Below are 17494 nucleotides of genomic sequence, written 5' to 3'. Positions count from 1 at the left end.
GGGTGGTCGGCGCTCGCGTGGCTACCGGCTGGTAACGAAGACCAGGTCGAGACAGCGTCGGACGGCACGACTACGCTGGGGACTCGTGACCTCACACTATGACGTCGTTGTCCTCGGAGCCGGTCCCGGTGGGTACGTCGCTGCTATCCGCGCGGCACAACTCGGACTCAGCACTGCCATCATCGAGAAGAAGTACTGGGGCGGTGTGTGCCTGAATGTCGGCTGCATCCCCTCGAAGGCCCTTCTCCGTAACGCCGAGCTGGCGCACCTCTTCACCAAAGAGGCCAAGCTGTTCGGCATCTCGGGTGAAGCCTCCTTCGACTTCGGCGCAGCCTTCGATCGGAGCCGCAAGGTTGCCGACGGCCGCGTCAAGGGCATCCACTTCCTGATGAAGAAGAACAAGATCCCCGAGTACGACGGCAAGGGCACGTTCACCGATGCCAACACCATCGAGGTCGAGCTGACAAAGGGTGGTACCGAGACGATCACGTTCGACAACGCGATCATCGCGACGGGCAGCACCACCAAGCTGCTTCCCGGCACGGAACTGAGCGAGAACGTCGTCACGTACGAAGAGCAGATCATGACGAAGGATCTGCCGGGTTCGATCCTCATCGTCGGTGCCGGCGCGATCGGCATGGAGTTCGGCTACGTCCTCAAGAACTACGGAGTCGACGTCACCATCGTCGAGTTCCTCGATCGCGCGCTCCCCAACGAGGACAAGGACGTCTCGAAGGAAATCGAGAAGCAGTACAAGAAGCTCGGCGTCAAGGTCATCACCGGCGCAGGCGTGCAGAGCATCGACGACGACGGCTCCAAGGTCACCGTCGCGATCAAGCACAACAAGTCCGGTGAGAGCGAGACCTTCACCGTCGACAAGGTGATGCAGTCCGTCGGCTTCGCGCCTCGCGTCGAAGGATTCGGCCTGGAGAAGACCGGCGTCGAGCTCACCGATCGCGGTGCCATCGGCATCACGAACACGATGCAGACCAACGTGCCGCACATCTACGCCATCGGCGACGTCACCGCCAAGCTGCAGCTCGCTCACGTGGCCGAGGCCCAGGCCGTCGTGGCTGCCGAAACCATCGGCGGCGCAGAGACATTGCCGATCGACGACTACCGCATGATGCCGCGTGCGACGTTCTGCCAGCCGCAGGTCGCCAGCTTCGGTCTCACCGAGGACCAGGCCCGCGAGGAGGCCCAGGCCCGCGGTTCGGACATCAAGGTCGCGAACTTCCCGTTCGCCGCCAACGGCAAGGCACACGGACTGGGCGACGCCACCGGCTTCGTCAAGCTCATCGCCGACACCGAGCACGGTGAACTGCTCGGCGGACACCTCATCGGACCGGACGTCTCCGAGCTGCTGCCCGAGCTGACCCTCGCCCAGAAATGGGACCTCACGGTCAACGAACTGGCACGCAACGTGCACACGCACCCGACGCTGTCGGAGGCACTGCAGGAGGCCATCCACGGCCTCGCGGGGCACATGATCAACTTCTGATCCCAGCCGAACGACGACGAGGGCGGCGACCACTTCGGTGGTCGCCGCCCTCGTCGTTCTTGGGTCCTGCTCCGGCGCTACGACTTTCGCCAGTGATCGAAGCGTCCCTTGATGTCCGACGCCACGTCGCCGATTCCGTTGCCGACGGCGTCGACGGCTCCGGTGAAGCCACTTCCGATGTCTCGCACCGTCTTGATCAGCGGGTCCTCGGAGGTGTCGAAGTTGTTCTTGTACGTGCGCGCTGCGTTACGGAACTCCTCCGAGACCTTGGCCTCGTGGTCGGTGGACCTGCGTGGGTAGTCGCCGCGAAGTACGGCCGCGTACTCGCCGTCGTCGACCCACTTCTTCAACTCTGCGGCGCGGAGCACCGAGAACGGGTGCGAGAGGAGTTCGAGATTGAGCAGCTTGAGTACGCCGTCGCGCAGATCTCCGCTGGCCTCGTACTCGGCGGCCTGAGCGAGGAAGGCATCGACGTCGATTTCGCTGATGCGTGCGCCGCCGGCCAGCTTCAATTGCACGCGGATCGCGGTGTGCACGTCCTGTCCGCACAGCAAACCTGCTCTGTCACCGGATAGTTCGGACTTTCGCTGCCATTCCATCAATCCTGCGATGACCGCGCGTAGGGCCCAGCCGCCCACCGGAACCCAGCCGACCGTGCCGGCGAGCCGCATCAGATGCACGAGCACGGTGCGATACACCGCGTGCCCGGACAGTGCGTGGCCCAGCTCGTGACCGACGACGAAACGCTGCTCCTCGTAGGTCATGATGTCGAGCATGCCCGTGGTCAGCACGATGAACGGGCGGTCCATTCCGATGGTGAACGCGTTGACCATCGGTGACTGCACGACGAACAACTCGGGTGTCTCCTCGGCACCGAGAATGTTCACGCAGTCGGTGCGCAGGTCGTTCAGGTCCTTGAACTGGCGCTCGTCGACGCGTACCGCTGTGGCGAGGTACATCAGGCGATGCTGCCGTTCGCGTAGCAGCCCGGACAGCGTGCGCAGAACGGTGTCGAAACCTTTGAGGGTGCGCAGGGTGACCAGCGCAGCTCGATCCGACGGGTGTTCCCACGTGCGAGAAGAGATGTCGGGGAATTCGATGCGGGTGCGATCCGGAGCGCTTGTCAATCTTTTCTCCCAGCGTCGATGAGAATCCAAAGTATCAGTAAAGCGGGGCGATCGGTCCGTACTGGAGGCGCGCGACGGCCGTGCGACGCTGCGCGCACCCGAGCGCTCGGTCGCAACGGAACCTCAGGCAGCCCGGCCGAAGTCTGTGATTTCTCATAGGTCGGTAAGTGAGGAAAACGTCACTTGGTCGACTGTCGGCTGGTACTTTTCGTTTTCGGCGCGGGGGAGTCGCCATGAACACGAGTTTGGGGGGTGGGGAATTGTCGTCGCCCGTATCGACGCTCGCGCGCGTCAGCGACGCGGTTTCCGGTGGATTCAGGACGTTCGGCCAGACGTTGGAGCTGGGCGTACTGGCCTTCGTTCACCTCGTACGTGACATCGCCACGTTGCGGCATCCGTGGCGTGACACCGTCGACCAGGCCTGGTTCGTCGTCACCGTCACGGTCGTCCCAGCGGTACTGGTGTCGATTCCGTTCGGCGTCATCGTCTCCGTGCAGGTCGGCAGTCTCACCGATCAGATCGGCGCGACGTCCATCGCAGGTGCTGCAGGTGGTCTCGGGGTGATCCGCCAAGGGGCACCGATCGTCGCGGCTCTGTTGTTGGGCGGTGCCGCTGGGTCGGCGGTCGCAGCCGATCTGGGGGCGCGCACCATTCGCGACGAGATCGATGCTTTGTCGACGATGGGAATCGACCCGGTGCGCAGGCTCGTCGCGCCACGGCTTGCAGCCATCCTCCTGGTGGCACCGTTTCTGTGCATTCTGATCATCTTCATGGGTCTGGCCGCCGGCTACGCGATCAACATCGGTTTCCAGAGTGGCACGCCCGGCAGTTACATCAGCTCGTTCGCGAGCTTCGCCTCGGTGGCAGACCTCGTCGTCGCCCTGGTGAAGACCGAGATATTCGGGGTCATCGTCATCGTTGTTGCGTGCCACCGCGGTTTGTCCGCCTCGCACGGTCCTCGCGGGGTGGCCAACGCGGTCAATGCGTCCGTGGTGCTCGGTGTGGTGTCGGCGTTCGCGGTCAACGTGGTGATCACCCAGCTGGTCGCCATGTTCATGCCGCAGAGATTGGGCTGACGTGGCCACTCCTTCTCGATACACAGTGCACGGCACCGCTCATCTGACCCGCGGTGCCAGATACCTCGGACGTAAGCCGTTCGAGGTACTCGAGATGCTGGGCCATCAGCTGACGTTCTGCGTCAAGGTGCTCGTGGCGATACCTCACACGGTTCGTGCCTACCGACGTCAGATGCTGCTGATCCTCAGTGACATCACCTGGGGCAGTGGACGACTGATCGTCGGTGGCGGAACGGTGTCGGTTCTCGTCGTCCTGGGTGTCGCGGTGGGTGCATCCGTGGGAATCGAAGGGTTCAACTCACTGGGCATGGTGGGGATGGAGCCGCTGACGGGCTTCATCTCCGCGTACGCCAGCACTCGTGAGCTCGCCCCGATGATCGCGGCCATCGGGTTCGCGACGCAAGCAGGATGTCGGATGACGGCCGAGATCGGCGCAATGCGGATCTCCGAGGAGATCGACGCCCTCGAAGCTCAGGGAATCCAGTCGATGCCGTTCGTGGTGACCACCCGGGTGATCGCGGGAATCGTCACGATCGTGCCGCTCTATCTGCTGACGCTGATCCTGAGCTACCTGTCGTGCGCGTTCGTGGTCCGGGTCGTCGGTGGACAGTCCTCCGGCACCTACGACCACTACTTCAGTGCCTTTCTGCAACCGATCGACGTGCTGTTCTCCCTGCTCAAGGCTGCTGTGTTCGTCGTGACGATCATTCTGATCCACGGCTACCAGGGGTACTACGCCTCGGGCGGTCCGGAAGGTGTGGGGCGAGCGTCGGGCCGCGCCATCAGAGCCAGCCTCGTCGCGGTGGTGGTGCTGGACATGATCATGACCTTGGTTCTGTGGGGATTCGACTCGGGGATAAGGATTTCGGGGTAGAGATGGCAGTGTTCGATGATCTGACCGGTCGATCGGCCGGTCCTGCAACCCTTCGCATGCGCGGACTGGCGGTTGCTGTCGCCGCTGCCGTTCTCGCCTGCGGCCTCACCGCGTACGCGCGGGGTACCTTCGAGTCGCCCTTCGAGCTCACGCTGGACGCGGCGTCGGTCGGCGACGGTCTCACCCCCGGCTCGGAGGTGAAGTTCCGGGGCCTGTCGATCGGCACGGTCGACCACATCGAGACCGTCGGCTTCGGCCATCAGAGGCTGGAACTGGAGATCGACCCGAGCCAGGCGGGCGAGCTGACCGACACCATGCAGGCCCAGTTCTCGTCGTCCAACGTATTCGGTTCCACTGCAATCGAATTGGTCTCCGACGGTACCGGCAATCCACTCGCCTCGAATTCGACCCTGGTAGTGTCGAGCGAACTGCGCGGTGCAACGGTGACCGGAGTGTTCCGGCGAGTCGCCGAACTGACCGAGGTACTCGACTCCGAACAAGTGCAGAACCTTCTCGATCTCATCGCGAACACGTCCGTCGAGGTGAGTCGAAACCTGAAGCCGTACTTCGATACTGCGCAAATGATGGCGAACAATCAGATCGATCCGCTCGCCTGGAAGCTGCACCGAGGGGCGGAACTCGGTGACGGTATCGCCAACTTGATTCCACCTCTTCTCGATCTGGTGGTGGGAGTGGTGGACAAGAGTGCGTACGTCGAAGCGCCCGCCGACAGGGCCAGGACCATCGCGGCCAACGACGGTCTGAGCGATCAGCTGATGGTTCCGGTGGGCGACCTGCTGAAGAAGAACAATCCGAACCTGACTCCGCTTCTGTCGACCGTGCTCGATCTGCTGGTGCCGATCACGGCATCGATCGGCACGTTCGCGCCCAGCTACAACAGGGTCCCGCAGGTGATCGACGGCATTTCCGACGCATTCCCCATCGTCGACGGCAAGCCGCAACTCCAGCTCGACCTGATAGTTCGGACCATGCCCAATCTGGCCGGAGCCGTTGCCGCGCACGAGGAGGCGAACGGGTGAAGAAGGTAACCGGACCTGTGCTCAAATTGCTCGTCTTCTTCACGGTGACCGCGGTGTGCGCCGTGATCATCGTGGCTGCACTCCGTACCCCGGTCGGTGGTCCGCTGTCGTCCTACGGCGCGGAGTTCGACGACGTGTCGGGTCTGTACGTGGGCGACGATGTGCGCATGTCCGGGGTACAGATCGGCAAGGTCTCCTCGGTCGACCTCGACGGAGGCATTGCGCGCGTCGGATTCGAAATCGAGGACAGGCGACCGATTTTCGCGAACACTCAGGCAGCTGTCCGCTACCAGAACCTTCTCGGCCAGCGTTACGTCGAGTTGATCCAGAAGGATGCGGCTACCGGTGCTCCCCTGGCGTCGGGTGAGACGATCCCGGTGGATCGCACGATCCCGTCGTTCGATATTTCCACGCTGTTCAACGGATTCAAACCGATCTTCGACACGCTCGACACCGCACAGCTCAATCAGTTCACCGAGAACATTCTGCGCATGGTGCAGGGCGACGGGTCCGGCCTGGGTCCGGTGCTCCGCGACGTGGACCGCATCACCCAGTTCGCGGTTCAACGGGAGTCGATCATCGGCCTGCTCATCGACAATCTCGGCCAGATCTCGGATTCGATCGGCGGCCAGTCCTCCTCCGTAGCCGACCTGCTCGAACAACTACACGGTCTGGTGTCCAAGCTCAGTACACAGATGGACGGGGTCTTGGCCTCGTTGGATCAGGCGAACTACGGGCTCACTCCGTTGGTCGGTTTGATGGAGGGACTGGAAAGCGCGTACGACAACAGTTATGCGCCGGTCGACGGAGCGCTGCGGCGAATGCTTCCGCAGACGGAACAGGTGACCGAGATGCTCGCCCTTGCCCCCGCATTGTTGACCGGCCTCAACGCGAGTATTCCCGCGCCGGGTGCCAAGACCTACACGTGTAGTCAGGGCCAACAAGATATCCCGGGGATCGGGCAGATCGTGCTCGGCGGACAGAATTTGGTGGTGTGTCGATGAAACGCGTGCTGCGCAGGGGCGTTCGTGACGAGCAGTCGGAGAACAAGACACATTTCTTCTGGGGTGCAGTCGGTGTCGCCTTCTCCTTGGTACTCCTCCTCGTCGCGGCCGTTCTGTACACGGTTCCGTTCGGCGATCGCACCTACACCGCCGAGTTCGGCTCGGCCGCAGGGGTGAAGCCGGGTGACGAAATCAGGATCGCCGGAATTCCCGTCGGCTCCGTGCGCTCGGTCGAGCTCGCGGGCGATCACGTCGATGTCGAATTCAGTGTTCGATCGGACGTTTTCGTGGGGGACGCATCGACGCTGACGGTCAAGTTGCTCACGCCGATCGGTGGTCATTACGTGATGCTCAGCTCTCATGGCGACGGCGCGCTCGACTCGGCACCGATTCCGTCGGAGCGGGTCGCGCTTCCGTACGAGCTGTCCGACGCGATCCAGCAGGCAACTCCGTTGGTCCGCGATATCGACGGACCGACGTTGCGACAGACCGTGGCCGAACTGGACCGGGCAGTGAGCACGCAGCCGCAGTCGACCCGTGCCATCGTGGACAATCTGTCCTCGCTCACCGACGTCATCGCGACCCGCTCCGAACAGCTCGAACGTGGGCTCGTGGTGTCGGACGAGTACGTCGGCGCATTGGCAGCCGATCGAGTGATGCTCGTGGAGCTGGTTCACGAACTCGGCACCTTGACAAAGGGATTCGGAGACAAGCGCGCAGAAGTGGTCAATGCCTTCGACCTGCTCGGACGGATGTTCAAGCTCTTCCATCGGCCTGTGGTCGCTTTCGAGAAGGGGCTAGAGCCGTCGATCGTCCAGCTCGAGGAGATCACCCAGAAGCTCTTCGCGCAGCTCGGTGATTTCGACGGGGCGATCACGACCATGAAGCAGAGTACGGACGGTCTCGCCGCACTGATCGGGGGCGGTCAAGGTCCGGTGATCGATCAGTCGCAGGACACGGTCGTCGGTGTCGGTGTCTGCATTCCGCTGCCGGGGAAGGCGTGCTGATGAGGCGCAGAATCGTGAAGGTCGCTGTGGCAGCGGCTGTGGTGATCACTCTCGTCGGTTCCGTCGCGTCGGCGACCGCCGTCATCGATTCCGGGGCGAGCAGCTCGTCGGTGTGCGCCGAGTTCACCGATACGGTCGGGTTGTACGAGGGCAATTCGGTCATGATGTTGGGTGTGGTCGTCGGGACGGTGACGCACATCGAGAACACCGACGCCTCCGTGATGGTCACGATGGATGTCGACGACAGCCTCGTGTTGCCTGCGGAAGTCGGTGCCGTGACACTGTCCAGTTCGATCGTCACCGACCGGCACGTGGAATTCACCGAGCCCTACACCGGCGGCGCCGAATTCGATCGCGCGCAGTGCATTCCGTTGGAGCGCACCAGAACTCCGTTGGGAATCAGCGATACTCTCGATGCCGTATCGGGCCTCACTGCTGATCTGCTGGGCCCGGCCGACGCCGACGGCAAGCACGACGAAGTCCTGGGTGACACACTTCGTTCGGTCGACGGTTCGCTCCGTGGGTCCGGTGCCCAGCTGAACGAGAGCCTCCAGCAGTTGGCCCAGCTGGTCGGCGATCCGGCCGACCGAGACACCACCGTGCGACGCCTGATCGACAATCTCGACGGCCTCATCGACACGTTCGTGGTGAGCTGGCCCGAGGTGGCGAAGCTACTCGACAACCTGAAGCGGGGAATGATCACGCTGTCGGAGTTCACCCAGTCGTTCGGGACCACGGTCGCTTTGACCACCGAATTCATGCCGCCACTCGCGCGCAACGTCGCGAAGTACGACGACAAGGTCTACGCATTTCTCGACCAGGCGGCCCCTGTGGTCGACGTCCTGCTCGGGCGAGTGGGCGATATCAAGGACATTCTCGAGCAGGTGCCGACCGTAGGGCAGAACCTGATGACGATGTACGACAACGATTCCAAGAGCGGGCGCCTGATCTATCACCCGCCACAGTTCGAGATCGACACCAACTCGCCGAACGAGGTCTGCGCTCTGCTCAACAAGTACCGCCCGACGTGTTCGGCCGATCAGCAACGAGGCGATGTCATCGACGTGGGATTGGTGCAGCTGGTACTCGGTTCGGCGGGATGGCGATGAGGCGCGCGGTGATCGGGCTGTGCTGTGTCGCTCTGCTGTCGGCGTGCAGCGTCGACCCAGCGGAGCTGCCGATTCCGGGAAGTTATGTGTCGGGTGACAAATACACTCTGCGAATCGAGTTCGCGAGTGTCCTGAATCTGCCGGAGAAGGCCAAGGTCATCGTCGAGGGTGTCGATGCGGGCGTTCTCGACCGAGTAGACCTCGTCGGTTCGACCGCTGTCGCGACCGTCGATCTGTCGGCCGATGTTCAGCTGCCGACCGATACCGTCGCCGAGCTTCGACAGTCGTCGATCCTGGGCGAGATCTACATCTCGCTGCAACCGCCGTCCGACGTGAACGCGAGTGCGGGTTCGAGTTCGAGCGGGCCTTATCTTCGCGACGGTGACGTTATTCCCATGGAGCGGACGGTACCGGCAGACAACGTCGAGGACGTGCTGCGAGGATTGTCGAACATCGTGACCGGCGGTCACTATGTGGAACTGCAGGAGGCGGTGAACAACGTCAATGCGGCCATTCCTCCGGACCCGGCCCAGGTCGACAAGATCAATTCCGCCGCTCGGGCTGCGCTGACCGACATCGGCGACAACACCGGCGAGATCGATCGGATACTCGCGGCGGCGGAGAGTGTGTCCAATACCGTTGTGACGCAACGTGACGGCGTCGAGCGTGTTCTCGAGCTGGGCCCGAGACGATCGGACGGGTTGTCCGAGGTCCTGTTCAGCGTCGTACACATGATCTTCATGCTGGGATACATGTCGCAGAACGTCGGTGACGTTCTCGCCGGCCCGTATCCGGAACTCAGAGGTGCCGTCGACATCATCGCGCCTGCATTGATCACGATCTCGAACGCAGACACCACGGTGCCCATGAACATGGAGAAAGCGAACACCCTCTTGCGCGAGCGCCTCATCCCGTACTTCGAGTCCACTCCGAACATTGCGGTGCGGTCGGTGTCGACCGATCAGGGGGCCGGCGCATTGGCCGACGACATGATCGGGATCCTGCGCGGCATCGGTATCGTCCGATGAAGCGGGGCACACTCGTCTCCCTCGTGGCACTGACGGCCATGACCGTTGCGAGCATCGGGTACCTGGTCGTTGGCGTGCTCGACGTGAACCCGACCAGAACGATCGATCGTGTCGTGGTGCACATGGAATCCTCCGGCGGGCTGATGGATACCTCGCAGGTCACCTCGAGAGGCATCAAGGTGGGCCGGGTCGAGTCCATCGCGGTGGTGCCGGGCGGCCTCGACGTCACACTCGCGCTCGACGCCGCGAACCGGATCCCGGCCGACTCCGAGGTCGTGGTGGCAAACCTGTCCGCAGCAGGCGAGCAGTTCCTCGACCTTCGGCCTCGAAGCGTCGGAGGGCCGTATCTCACGGACGGAGATGTCCTCGGCAGCGATCACGTACGCCCGTCGGTCACCGTCAGCGAGGCCCTCAGCCTGGGTGATTCGCTCGCCTCGCAACTCGATACGAATGCCTTGAGGGGTTTGACCGATACCGCGTCGGCAGCCGTCGAAGGCCGTGGTGCGGATATCGATCGTCTCGTGGAGGCATTCCGATTCCTCGCAGCGACGTTGCGGGACAAGAGCGGAGAGATTCGTCGCCTGTACGACAATGCGCAACAAGGTGGGCGCCTCGCCTACGGATACGGTCCGGTGATGACCGACGCGGCACCGTGGGTCGGCGCGACGGGTTCGGGTGTGGCAAACCTGCTCGAGGGCTTCAACGACTACTCGTACGTCGGCGCGGACGTCTGGGACGATCCGCTGGGCAAGATCGGGCCGAAGATCGATCAGTACCTCACACCGCTGTCGCCCGACCTCGCACTGATAGCGACACTGCTCAAGCCGTACACCGCACCGATCAAGCCGATGCGGATCGACGCAGGCTCGATCGTCGACGTGATGCAGACCGTCTTCCCTCCCGGCGGGCCGGCGAGGCTTTCCGTAGAAATTCCGAACTGATTGGAGTGACCCCCTCATGGTCGAAGTAGAAGAATCCCGGACCGAGGAAGCACCGGTGTCCGCCGAGACCCCCCGACGGCGCCGCATTCGGTGGTCCGTGGTCGCTGCCGCGGTACCGGGCATCGCGCTCGCGGCGGTGTTCGGAGTGCTGTGGCATTCCGCAGCAGGCGATCTGGCCGACGAGCGTGCGCACGATCAGGATCGACAGATGGCGTTGAACACCGCCACCGACTACACGGCGCGGTCGCTGACCTACGACTACCGCAACCTCGACGCGTTCTTCGACGGCGTCGACCAGGGCGCATCGCAGTCCCTGCAGGATCGCTACAGCGGAGTTCGTGAGGCCCTCACTGCCATCATGAACGAGTCCCAGGTGGTCGCCAACGGCGAGGTACTCTCTGCCGCAATCGATTCCGAGTCCGGAGGCGAGTACAAGGTGGCGGTGTTCGCGCAGCAGACCACACAGAACGTGCAGCAACCGGACCCCGGCAAGGTGCCCAACCTCCTGCTCGTGACGGTCACCGAGCAGGACGGTCAGTGGATCGTCAGCGACTACGGCCCCAAGACCTGACCCGGGGTCAGGAAGCGTTCGTGGCGCTGACGAACTGGGCGAGCCCGCGCACCTGCTGTTCGATTTCGGTCATCCCACATGCCTCGAAGATCGACGTGAACTGTTTCTTCTCGAACATGCGGACCCCGATACGCCCCGACGCTGCACCCACCACCGACCGCACCGGAGCGGTCTCACGGCCGTAGCTCGTCATGATCGCGATTCGACCACCCGGCCGGAGCACACGGACCAATTCGTCGACCACGGTCAGCGGGTTCGGGATCAGGTACAGGGCTGCGAAGCAGCACACGGCGTCGAAGGTGTTGTCGGCGAACGGTAGTGACTGCGCATCACCGCGCATGTACGCGGCGTGGGGCCCGCGGTTGTCTCGAACGGCGCGTCGAATCATCTGCTCCGAGATGTCGAATCCGATGGCGATGCCGTCTCCGCTCAGGTGCTCCGACAGGTTCCTGGTGAAGTTTCCCGGTCCCGATGCCACGTCCAGCACCTTCATGTCGCCGGTGAGTCGCAGGTCCGAGGCGGCCTTGGCACGTTCGGCGGACATGGACAGGCCACCGACCCCCATCATGGCGATACCGGCGGGCCGCCAGAGCTTTTCGTAGATCGAGGCAACCAGGCGATTGTTCATCGCCTTGCTCGCGGTGGTCGGTGACGGCGCAGGCGTACCGCCGAGCAGTTCCACGTAGCCCTCGGTCGTGTCCGCGCTCGCGCGGAATTCGGGTTCGAGCAGTGCCGCCGCTCTCGCGAGCGCTCGGTCCTCGGCCGATAGTGTGCTTGCGGCCGGTGTGTCGTCCCAGTCTTCCTCGGGTTCGAGCGGGTAGGGCGGATTTCCTTTGCCCTGCAGCCGGTATCGACCCCAGAAGTCCACGTCGCCCACCGTGACGGGGGCGGTACCGCTGTCGGTTCTCAGCAGGCCCTTGCGGCTACTGGCCGCGGCCTCCATGAATTCCTGGAGTCCTTCGTGTGGCCGGACGCGTCCGTACCAACGGAAGATGCCGTCGATGGGTTGGGAGTGCCCGCGCAGATCGATCCGGACGTCGAATTCGGCCGCCGGATCGTCGAAAGTCAATGTGGCAGGACCGCGGTAGTCGGGCTTGCCGGAGAGATCACTCACGGGTTTCCTCTTCCCTCCTCGCGTACGAACGCGACATGCATGGGTTGATCGGATTCGATGCGGACGCCGACGAGCGCACACGAGGATTCGACGATCCCCCGCACGATGGCTGCCAGGTGGGCGGTGAAAGCTTCGATCGGTATGACGAGCTCGTGGTCGTCCGAACTGCCGAGCCACCAGTCCGTGGCGGTGGCCACCGCGCCGAATGCAGAATAGGAAACCATCTGGACCGTCGAATTGTCCACTGCTGGTCCGTGAATGGCACCGGCGAGCATCTGAGCAACCGTGTCGGATGCGGCACGCGCAGAGGCCAGCGCTGGGTCCGTTGCGGACTCGGCCGTGGTCTGCCGGCCACTCGTGCGGGCCAGGAAGTGGCCGTGGACGAGAAATCGGAACAGGTTGGGATGTTCCGACACGACTGCCGCGTATCCGGCGGCGCTGCGATCGATGAGGTCGGTCACCGAATCCTCGAACAGGTTGACCGTGCCGACTATCCGATCCCACAGCATCTGTTGGACGTGCTCGACGATGGCCGAGTACAGATCGGACCGGTCGGCGAAGTGTCGATAGAGCTTGGGTTTGGCGGTACCGGCCGCTTTCGCGATATCGCCCATGCTGACGCTCGGGCCGTGCACGTCGATCGCGACCAGTGCCGCCGCGACGAACTTCCGTCGCACCTCGAGGCGGTGTTCGCGCCAGCGTTCGGTGCGAGCATCGATCTTCTTGCACGGGGTCGAGTGCCGCCCATCCTCGGGGTTGACACGTCGGGTGAGTTGAACCACACTCGACACAGTACCTACTACCGCCGGTACTGGCTACCGCGAGTTCGGGGTAGTCGGACGGGCCGGGGGGCCCGTCGATCACAAGGGGGATCGGTTGTGAAGCGTGCAATTGTCGATGAGCGAGTCGGTGGCGGGGATGCCGGATCGTCGCCGGGTCGGCTGATGACCGAGGACCAGTCGACCTCGCGTGCGAAGACAGTCGGACCGAGAGACAAAACGGCGCGAAGACTGCTGAAGTCGACTGCGAACAAGTTCTACGACGGCGAGGCCGACATCGATTGGGATGCTCCGATGGTCGACGGTATGCGTTGGATGCCCGAGCACCGAATCTCGCTGTACCGAACCAAGTTGTGGGACAAACTGACCGAAGAACAGCGTCGCGAACTGGGCCGCCACGAGATCGTCAGCATTCTGTCCTTCGGCATCTACGCCGAAGGCATGCTCAGCGCGAACTTGCTCCGGGTGTTCGGCAGAGGCACCTTCTCCGATCATTCGATGTATTCGATAGCCGAGATCGGCGAGGAATCTCGACACTCCATCATGTTCGGAAAGCTGATCGAAAAGACCGGGCTCACCCCGTACCTGATGCCCAAGCCCGCAGTGTTCCTCGGGAAGATCGGGCAGTTTCTACCGCTCGGACCCGCCACCTACGGCGGAGTGTTGCTCATCGAGGAGGTGCTCGACCGGGCGCAGCGCGAGGCGCAGTACGACCCCGAGATGCAGCCGCACCTGCGGCAGATGATGCGAATCCACGTCATCGAGGAGTCGCGCCACATCACCTACGCGCGCGAGGAAATGGTGCGCGCGATGGCCGCGACGAATCGCGTGAACCGTGCCATCCATCGCGTGATCCTCGCGTCGATCGCCAACTTCACGTACCTGGCCCTCATCAACCCGAAGGTGTACCGATCGATCGGCATCAACCCGATCCGCGGAATCGTCACGGCCATGGCGAGTCCCACCTACAAGACCAACATGCAGTTCTTCTCCGAACCCATGATCCGCTTCTTCGCCGACGCCGGTATGTGCGACGGTGTCGTGACCCGTCGTCTGTGGAAGATGACCCGGGCGATGCCGGACGATCTGGCATGAGCCCGCGTTCGTCGGCGGTCGAATACGATCCGCACGTCGACATCGATTGGGAATCTCCCTGGCAGCCGGACGAATTTGCGCTTCCCCGTGAATCGATTACGTTGCACGGAACTCGTTCGTGGGCCAAGTTGACCGAGCAGGACCGGCGCACGCTCGCCCTGCACGAGGCAGTGAGCAGGTGGAGCACCGTGTCCTATCTGTCCGCGCCGCTGACCGGCAATCAGCTCCGGCGGGCGGCGGAGGAGGGGCTCAACAGCCCGGCGTCCCGCAATGCACTCGCAGAGGTCGCAGGTAGCTCGCGGACCACGATCACCTTCGGACGGCTCGTTCGCGCCTCGGAAGTCCCGCCGTACAGGCTTCCCAAGGGGACGACGACGGCAGTCAAACTGCTGAGTTTCCTGCCCCTCGGTGCGGCGTCCCATGCGTCGACCCTGCTGGTCGAGGAGACCTTCTCCCGATCGATGCAGGGTGCGGTGACAGAACCAGGAATCGAACCCCATGTTCGGCAGGCGGTGAAGATCCATCGACTCGAAAGCGCCGATCGCTTCGCATTCGCCCGATCGGAAGTGGCTGCCGCGCTGGAGAAGTCGAACAGATTCTCTCGCGCGTTCAACCGATTGCTGCTTGCTGTACTCGCCAACGTGATCCTTCGTCTCGGCGTCTCGCCCCAGGTGTATCGATCCGTCGGCATGTCCCCGGTCCGGGGCATGATCGCCTCGCGGCGTCGACGGGCGGCGATCAGGCGTCGGGACGCATCGAAGACCGTCGCCTTTCTCGATTCGGCCGGGTTGCTCGAGGGGACGATCACCGCTGTGTTGTGGAGAATGACCGGCGTCGTGCCCTCGGAGGATCGGCGATGACGGTCCATCACACCGGGGTTCTGGTCATCGGCAGTGGCTTCTCCGGGTTGGGGATGGCGATCTCGCTCCGCATCCGCGGTCGCGACGACTTCCTCGTTCTGGAGAAGGCACAGTCCGTCGGGGGCACCTGGCGCGACAACACCTATCCGGGTTGCGCGTGCGACGTCCCCTCGCACATGTATTCGTACTCGTTCGAGCCCAACCCCGAGTGGTCGCAGATGTGGTCTGCCCAACCGGAGATCCTGAGCTATCTACAACAGCTCTCGGTCAAGTATCGCCTGGACGACAACATTCGATTCGGTGTCGAGTGCGACGGTGGCTACTGGGACGAGAACGAGCACCGATGGCACATCACGACGACGAACGGTGACGAATACGTCGCTCAGTTCATCGTCTCCGGCATCGGAGCGCTGCACGTTCCCAACACTCCGGAGCTGCCGGGCATCGAGTCGTTCACGGGCACGGCCTTTCACTCGGCGCGGTGGGATCACGAGGTGGATCTGACCGACAAGAAAGTGGCGGTCATCGGAACCGGTGCGAGCGCAGTGCAGTTCGTCCCGCAGATCGCAGAGACCGTCGGCGAACTGCACCTGTATCAACGATCTCCCGCGTGGGTACTCCCGAGGCGGAATTTCGACATCCCGACCGGTCTCCGACGACTCTTTCGTCGATCGGCGCTGGCGCGCAGGGTGTTCCGAAATTCGATCTACTGGTCTGCGGAGTCTCTCGCGATAGGCCTCAACGGGCATTCCAATCTCCTGCGTCCGGTCGAGGCAGCTGCACGCAGGTTCATCGAGCGAGAGGTATCGGATCCGGAGCTGCGCAAGAAATTGACCCCGAACTATCGCATCGGGTGCAAGCGATTGCTCGGATCCAACACGTATTACCGGGCGTTGGCTCGGCCCGACACGGACGTGATCACCGACTCGATCGCAGAGGTACGCGAACGGTCGATCGTCGCCGCAGACGGGACCGAACGCGAGGTGGACGTCATCATCTACGCCACCGGTTTTCATGTCACCGACGGGTTCGACGGTCTGAACGTGGCCGGTATCGGTGGCCGGAAGCTGGTGCAGCACTGGCAAGAACACGGAATCGAGACTCATCTGGGAATCGTGGCCGCGGGATACCCCAACGCATTCTTCCTGCTCGGTCCCAACACCGGGCTCGGGCACAACTCCGTGGTGTTCATGATCGAACAACAGATCCGGTACGCCCTCTCGGTGATGGACTTCGTCCGGTCCAGTGCCGCCGACGCGGTGACGGTTCGGCAGCAGACACAGGACCGCTTCAACGCCGAGATCCAGGCGAAGCTGAACAAGGGCGTATGGAGCACGGGCGGCTGCACCAGTTGGTACCTCGATTCGCACGGTGCCAACCGGACGGTGTGGCCCGGATTCACCTGGCAGTACTGGCTTCGCACAAAGAAATTCGATCCGGCACAGTACGAATTCCTGCTCCCGACCGGAGCAGGAACCGACAGCGAGAATGTGGAAGAAGCGCGTATATGAAGAATTTCGAGAACAAGGTCGCCGTCGTGTCCGGTGCCGGTTCGGGGATCGGTCGCGCCCTCGCGCTCGATCTGGCGGAGCGTGGAGCGCAGCTTGCGCTGTCCGATATCGACGGCGAAGGACTCGGCGAAACCCTCGTTCTGTGCGAGAAGGTCGGAGCCCGCACGGTGACGTACGAGCTGGACGTGTCGGACCGGTCCGCCGTCCACACGCACGCGGATGCAGTGCTGAGCGAATTCGGACGCGTCAATTTCGTCGCCAACAATGCCGGCGTCGCGTTGGGTGCCGATGTGGTCGACATGACCTGGGACGATTTCGAGTGGGTCATGAACATCGACTTCTGGGGAGTTGCCAACGGTACCAAGGCTTTTCTGCCTGCCCTGATCGAGTCGGGTGAGGGTCACCTCGTCAACGTCTCCAGCGTGTTCGGCCTGATGGGCATTCCAGGTCAGAGTGCCTACAATTCCGCGAAATTCGCTGTTCGGGGATTCACCGAAGCATTGCGTCAGGAAATGAAGATCGCTCGACACCCTGTCGGAGTGACGTGCGTGCATCCGGGCGGCATCAAGACCAACATCGTGGCCAACGCCCGCGGAATGGACGACCTCGGCACACCCGACGAAGCCTCGCGTCGATTCCAACAGATCGCGCTGACCACACCGACGAGGGCCGCCAAGGTGATCCTCGCGGGAGTGGAGAAGAACAAGCCGCGCGTTCTGATCGGCCCCGACGCCCGCGCTTTCGATCTGATTCCGAGACTCGTGGGTCCGCGCTATCAGGACATCCTGGCCCCGCTCGGTCGGCTCGGCCGGTCGGCGGGAAACAAGCGCGCCGGGGTGACGAAGTAGCGGCGCAGC

The 17494-nt window shown here is 63.1% G+C and carries 17 protein-coding genes; 14 read left to right on the top strand and 3 right to left on the bottom strand.

Annotation, left to right across the window (positions count from 1 at the left end):
* Nucleotides 1-85: 85 nt before the first annotated feature.
* Nucleotides 86-1501, top strand: a complete 1416-nt coding sequence (gene lpdA, locus CH249_RS18025) for a dihydrolipoyl dehydrogenase (protein ID WP_032393809.1) — start codon at nucleotides 86-88, stop codon at nucleotides 1499-1501.
* 77 nt (nucleotides 1502-1578) lie between these two features.
* On the opposite strand, the gene CH249_RS18020 is transcribed toward lpdA, so the two are convergent.
* Nucleotides 1579-2628 (bottom strand): M48 family metallopeptidase, encoded by a 1050-nt coding sequence (locus CH249_RS18020; RefSeq protein WP_094646822.1) that lies wholly within the window; start codon nucleotides 2626-2628, stop codon nucleotides 1579-1581.
* Nucleotides 2629-2861: 233 nt separating this feature from the next.
* Between CH249_RS18020 and CH249_RS18015 the strand changes: the two genes are divergently transcribed.
* From CH249_RS18015 to CH249_RS17975, 9 genes are all read left to right on the top strand, one after another.
* Nucleotides 2862-3704 (top strand): ABC transporter permease, encoded by an 843-nt coding sequence (locus CH249_RS18015; RefSeq protein ID WP_094681940.1) that lies wholly within the window; start codon nucleotides 2862-2864, stop codon nucleotides 3702-3704.
* 94 nt (nucleotides 3705-3798) lie between these two features.
* Nucleotides 3799-4578 (top strand): ABC transporter permease, encoded by a 780-nt coding sequence (locus CH249_RS18010; RefSeq protein WP_094629802.1) that lies wholly within the window; start codon nucleotides 3799-3801, stop codon nucleotides 4576-4578.
* A gap of 2 nt (nucleotides 4579-4580) precedes the next feature.
* On the top strand, nucleotides 4581-5618 hold the full coding sequence (locus CH249_RS18005) for an MlaD family protein (protein ID WP_045198807.1): 1038 nt from the start codon (nucleotides 4581-4583) through the stop codon (nucleotides 5616-5618).
* Nucleotides 5615-6622 carry an MlaD family protein gene (locus CH249_RS18000; RefSeq protein WP_032393813.1) on the top strand — a complete coding sequence of 336 codons (1008 nt, stop codon included), beginning with the start codon at nucleotides 5615-5617 and terminating at the stop codon, nucleotides 6620-6622. The genes CH249_RS18005 and CH249_RS18000 overlap by 4 nt, the downstream gene beginning before the upstream one ends.
* A complete protein-coding gene (locus CH249_RS17995) occupies nucleotides 6619-7629 on the top strand; it encodes an MlaD family protein (protein WP_045200954.1) in 1011 nt (336 codons plus the stop codon). Before CH249_RS18000 ends, CH249_RS17995 begins: the two co-directional genes overlap by 4 nt.
* Complete coding sequence (locus CH249_RS17990) at nucleotides 7629-8738, top strand: MCE family protein (protein ID WP_141214788.1); 1110 nt, start codon at nucleotides 7629-7631, stop codon at nucleotides 8736-8738. The genes CH249_RS17995 and CH249_RS17990 overlap by 1 nt, the downstream gene beginning before the upstream one ends.
* Entirely contained in the window at nucleotides 8729-9766 is a 1038-nt protein-coding gene (locus CH249_RS17985) for an MlaD family protein (RefSeq protein ID WP_094681939.1), read from the top strand. Before CH249_RS17990 ends, CH249_RS17985 begins: the two co-directional genes overlap by 10 nt.
* Nucleotides 9763-10707, top strand: a complete 945-nt coding sequence (locus tag CH249_RS17980; protein WP_094646825.1) for an MlaD family protein — start codon at nucleotides 9763-9765, stop codon at nucleotides 10705-10707. Before CH249_RS17985 ends, CH249_RS17980 begins: the two co-directional genes overlap by 4 nt.
* A gap of 55 nt (nucleotides 10708-10762) precedes the next feature.
* On the top strand, nucleotides 10763-11278 hold the full coding sequence (locus CH249_RS17975) for a hypothetical protein (protein ID WP_141214787.1): 516 nt from the start codon (nucleotides 10763-10765) through the stop codon (nucleotides 11276-11278).
* A 7-nt stretch (nucleotides 11279-11285) separates the two neighbouring features.
* Here CH249_RS17975 and CH249_RS17970 read toward each other — a convergent pair whose 3' ends face one another.
* Both CH249_RS17970 and CH249_RS17965 read right to left on the bottom strand, forming a co-directional pair.
* Nucleotides 11286-12392: a DUF4873 domain-containing protein gene (locus CH249_RS17970; protein ID WP_179273079.1), complete on the bottom strand. Its 1107-nt coding sequence runs from the start codon at nucleotides 12390-12392 to the stop codon at nucleotides 11286-11288.
* A complete protein-coding gene (locus CH249_RS17965; protein WP_256988364.1) occupies nucleotides 12389-13174 on the bottom strand; it encodes a TetR/AcrR family transcriptional regulator in 786 nt (261 codons plus the stop codon). The genes CH249_RS17970 and CH249_RS17965 overlap by 4 nt, the downstream gene beginning before the upstream one ends.
* Nucleotides 13175-13336: 162 nt before the next feature.
* Here CH249_RS17965 and CH249_RS17960 point away from each other — a divergent pair, with 162 nt between their 5' ends.
* The 4 genes from CH249_RS17960 to CH249_RS17945 are packed head-to-tail and all read left to right on the top strand — an operon-like array spanning nucleotide 13337 to nucleotide 17485.
* Nucleotides 13337-14266 carry a diiron oxygenase gene (locus CH249_RS17960; protein WP_094646886.1) on the top strand — a complete coding sequence of 310 codons (930 nt, stop codon included), beginning with the start codon at nucleotides 13337-13339 and terminating at the stop codon, nucleotides 14264-14266.
* Complete coding sequence (locus tag CH249_RS17955; RefSeq protein ID WP_094681937.1) at nucleotides 14263-15126, top strand: diiron oxygenase; 864 nt, start codon at nucleotides 14263-14265, stop codon at nucleotides 15124-15126. Before CH249_RS17960 ends, CH249_RS17955 begins: the two co-directional genes overlap by 4 nt.
* Nucleotides 15123-16637, top strand: coding sequence for an NAD(P)/FAD-dependent oxidoreductase (locus CH249_RS17950; protein WP_094681994.1), 1515 nt, complete (start codon nucleotides 15123-15125; stop codon nucleotides 16635-16637). Before CH249_RS17955 ends, CH249_RS17950 begins: the two co-directional genes overlap by 4 nt.
* Nucleotides 16634-17485 (top strand): SDR family oxidoreductase, encoded by an 852-nt coding sequence (locus CH249_RS17945; protein WP_045198820.1) that lies wholly within the window; start codon nucleotides 16634-16636, stop codon nucleotides 17483-17485. Before CH249_RS17950 ends, CH249_RS17945 begins: the two co-directional genes overlap by 4 nt.
* The last annotated feature ends 9 nt before the right edge of the window (nucleotides 17486-17494 follow it).

This window comes from Rhodococcus sp. 05-2255-3B1, from assembly GCF_002258545.1.
GTDB lineage: Bacteria > Actinomycetota > Actinomycetes > Mycobacteriales > Mycobacteriaceae > Rhodococcoides.
Note: the sequence above shows the minus strand (reverse complement) of the source record. Positions and strands in the feature narration are given on the sequence as shown.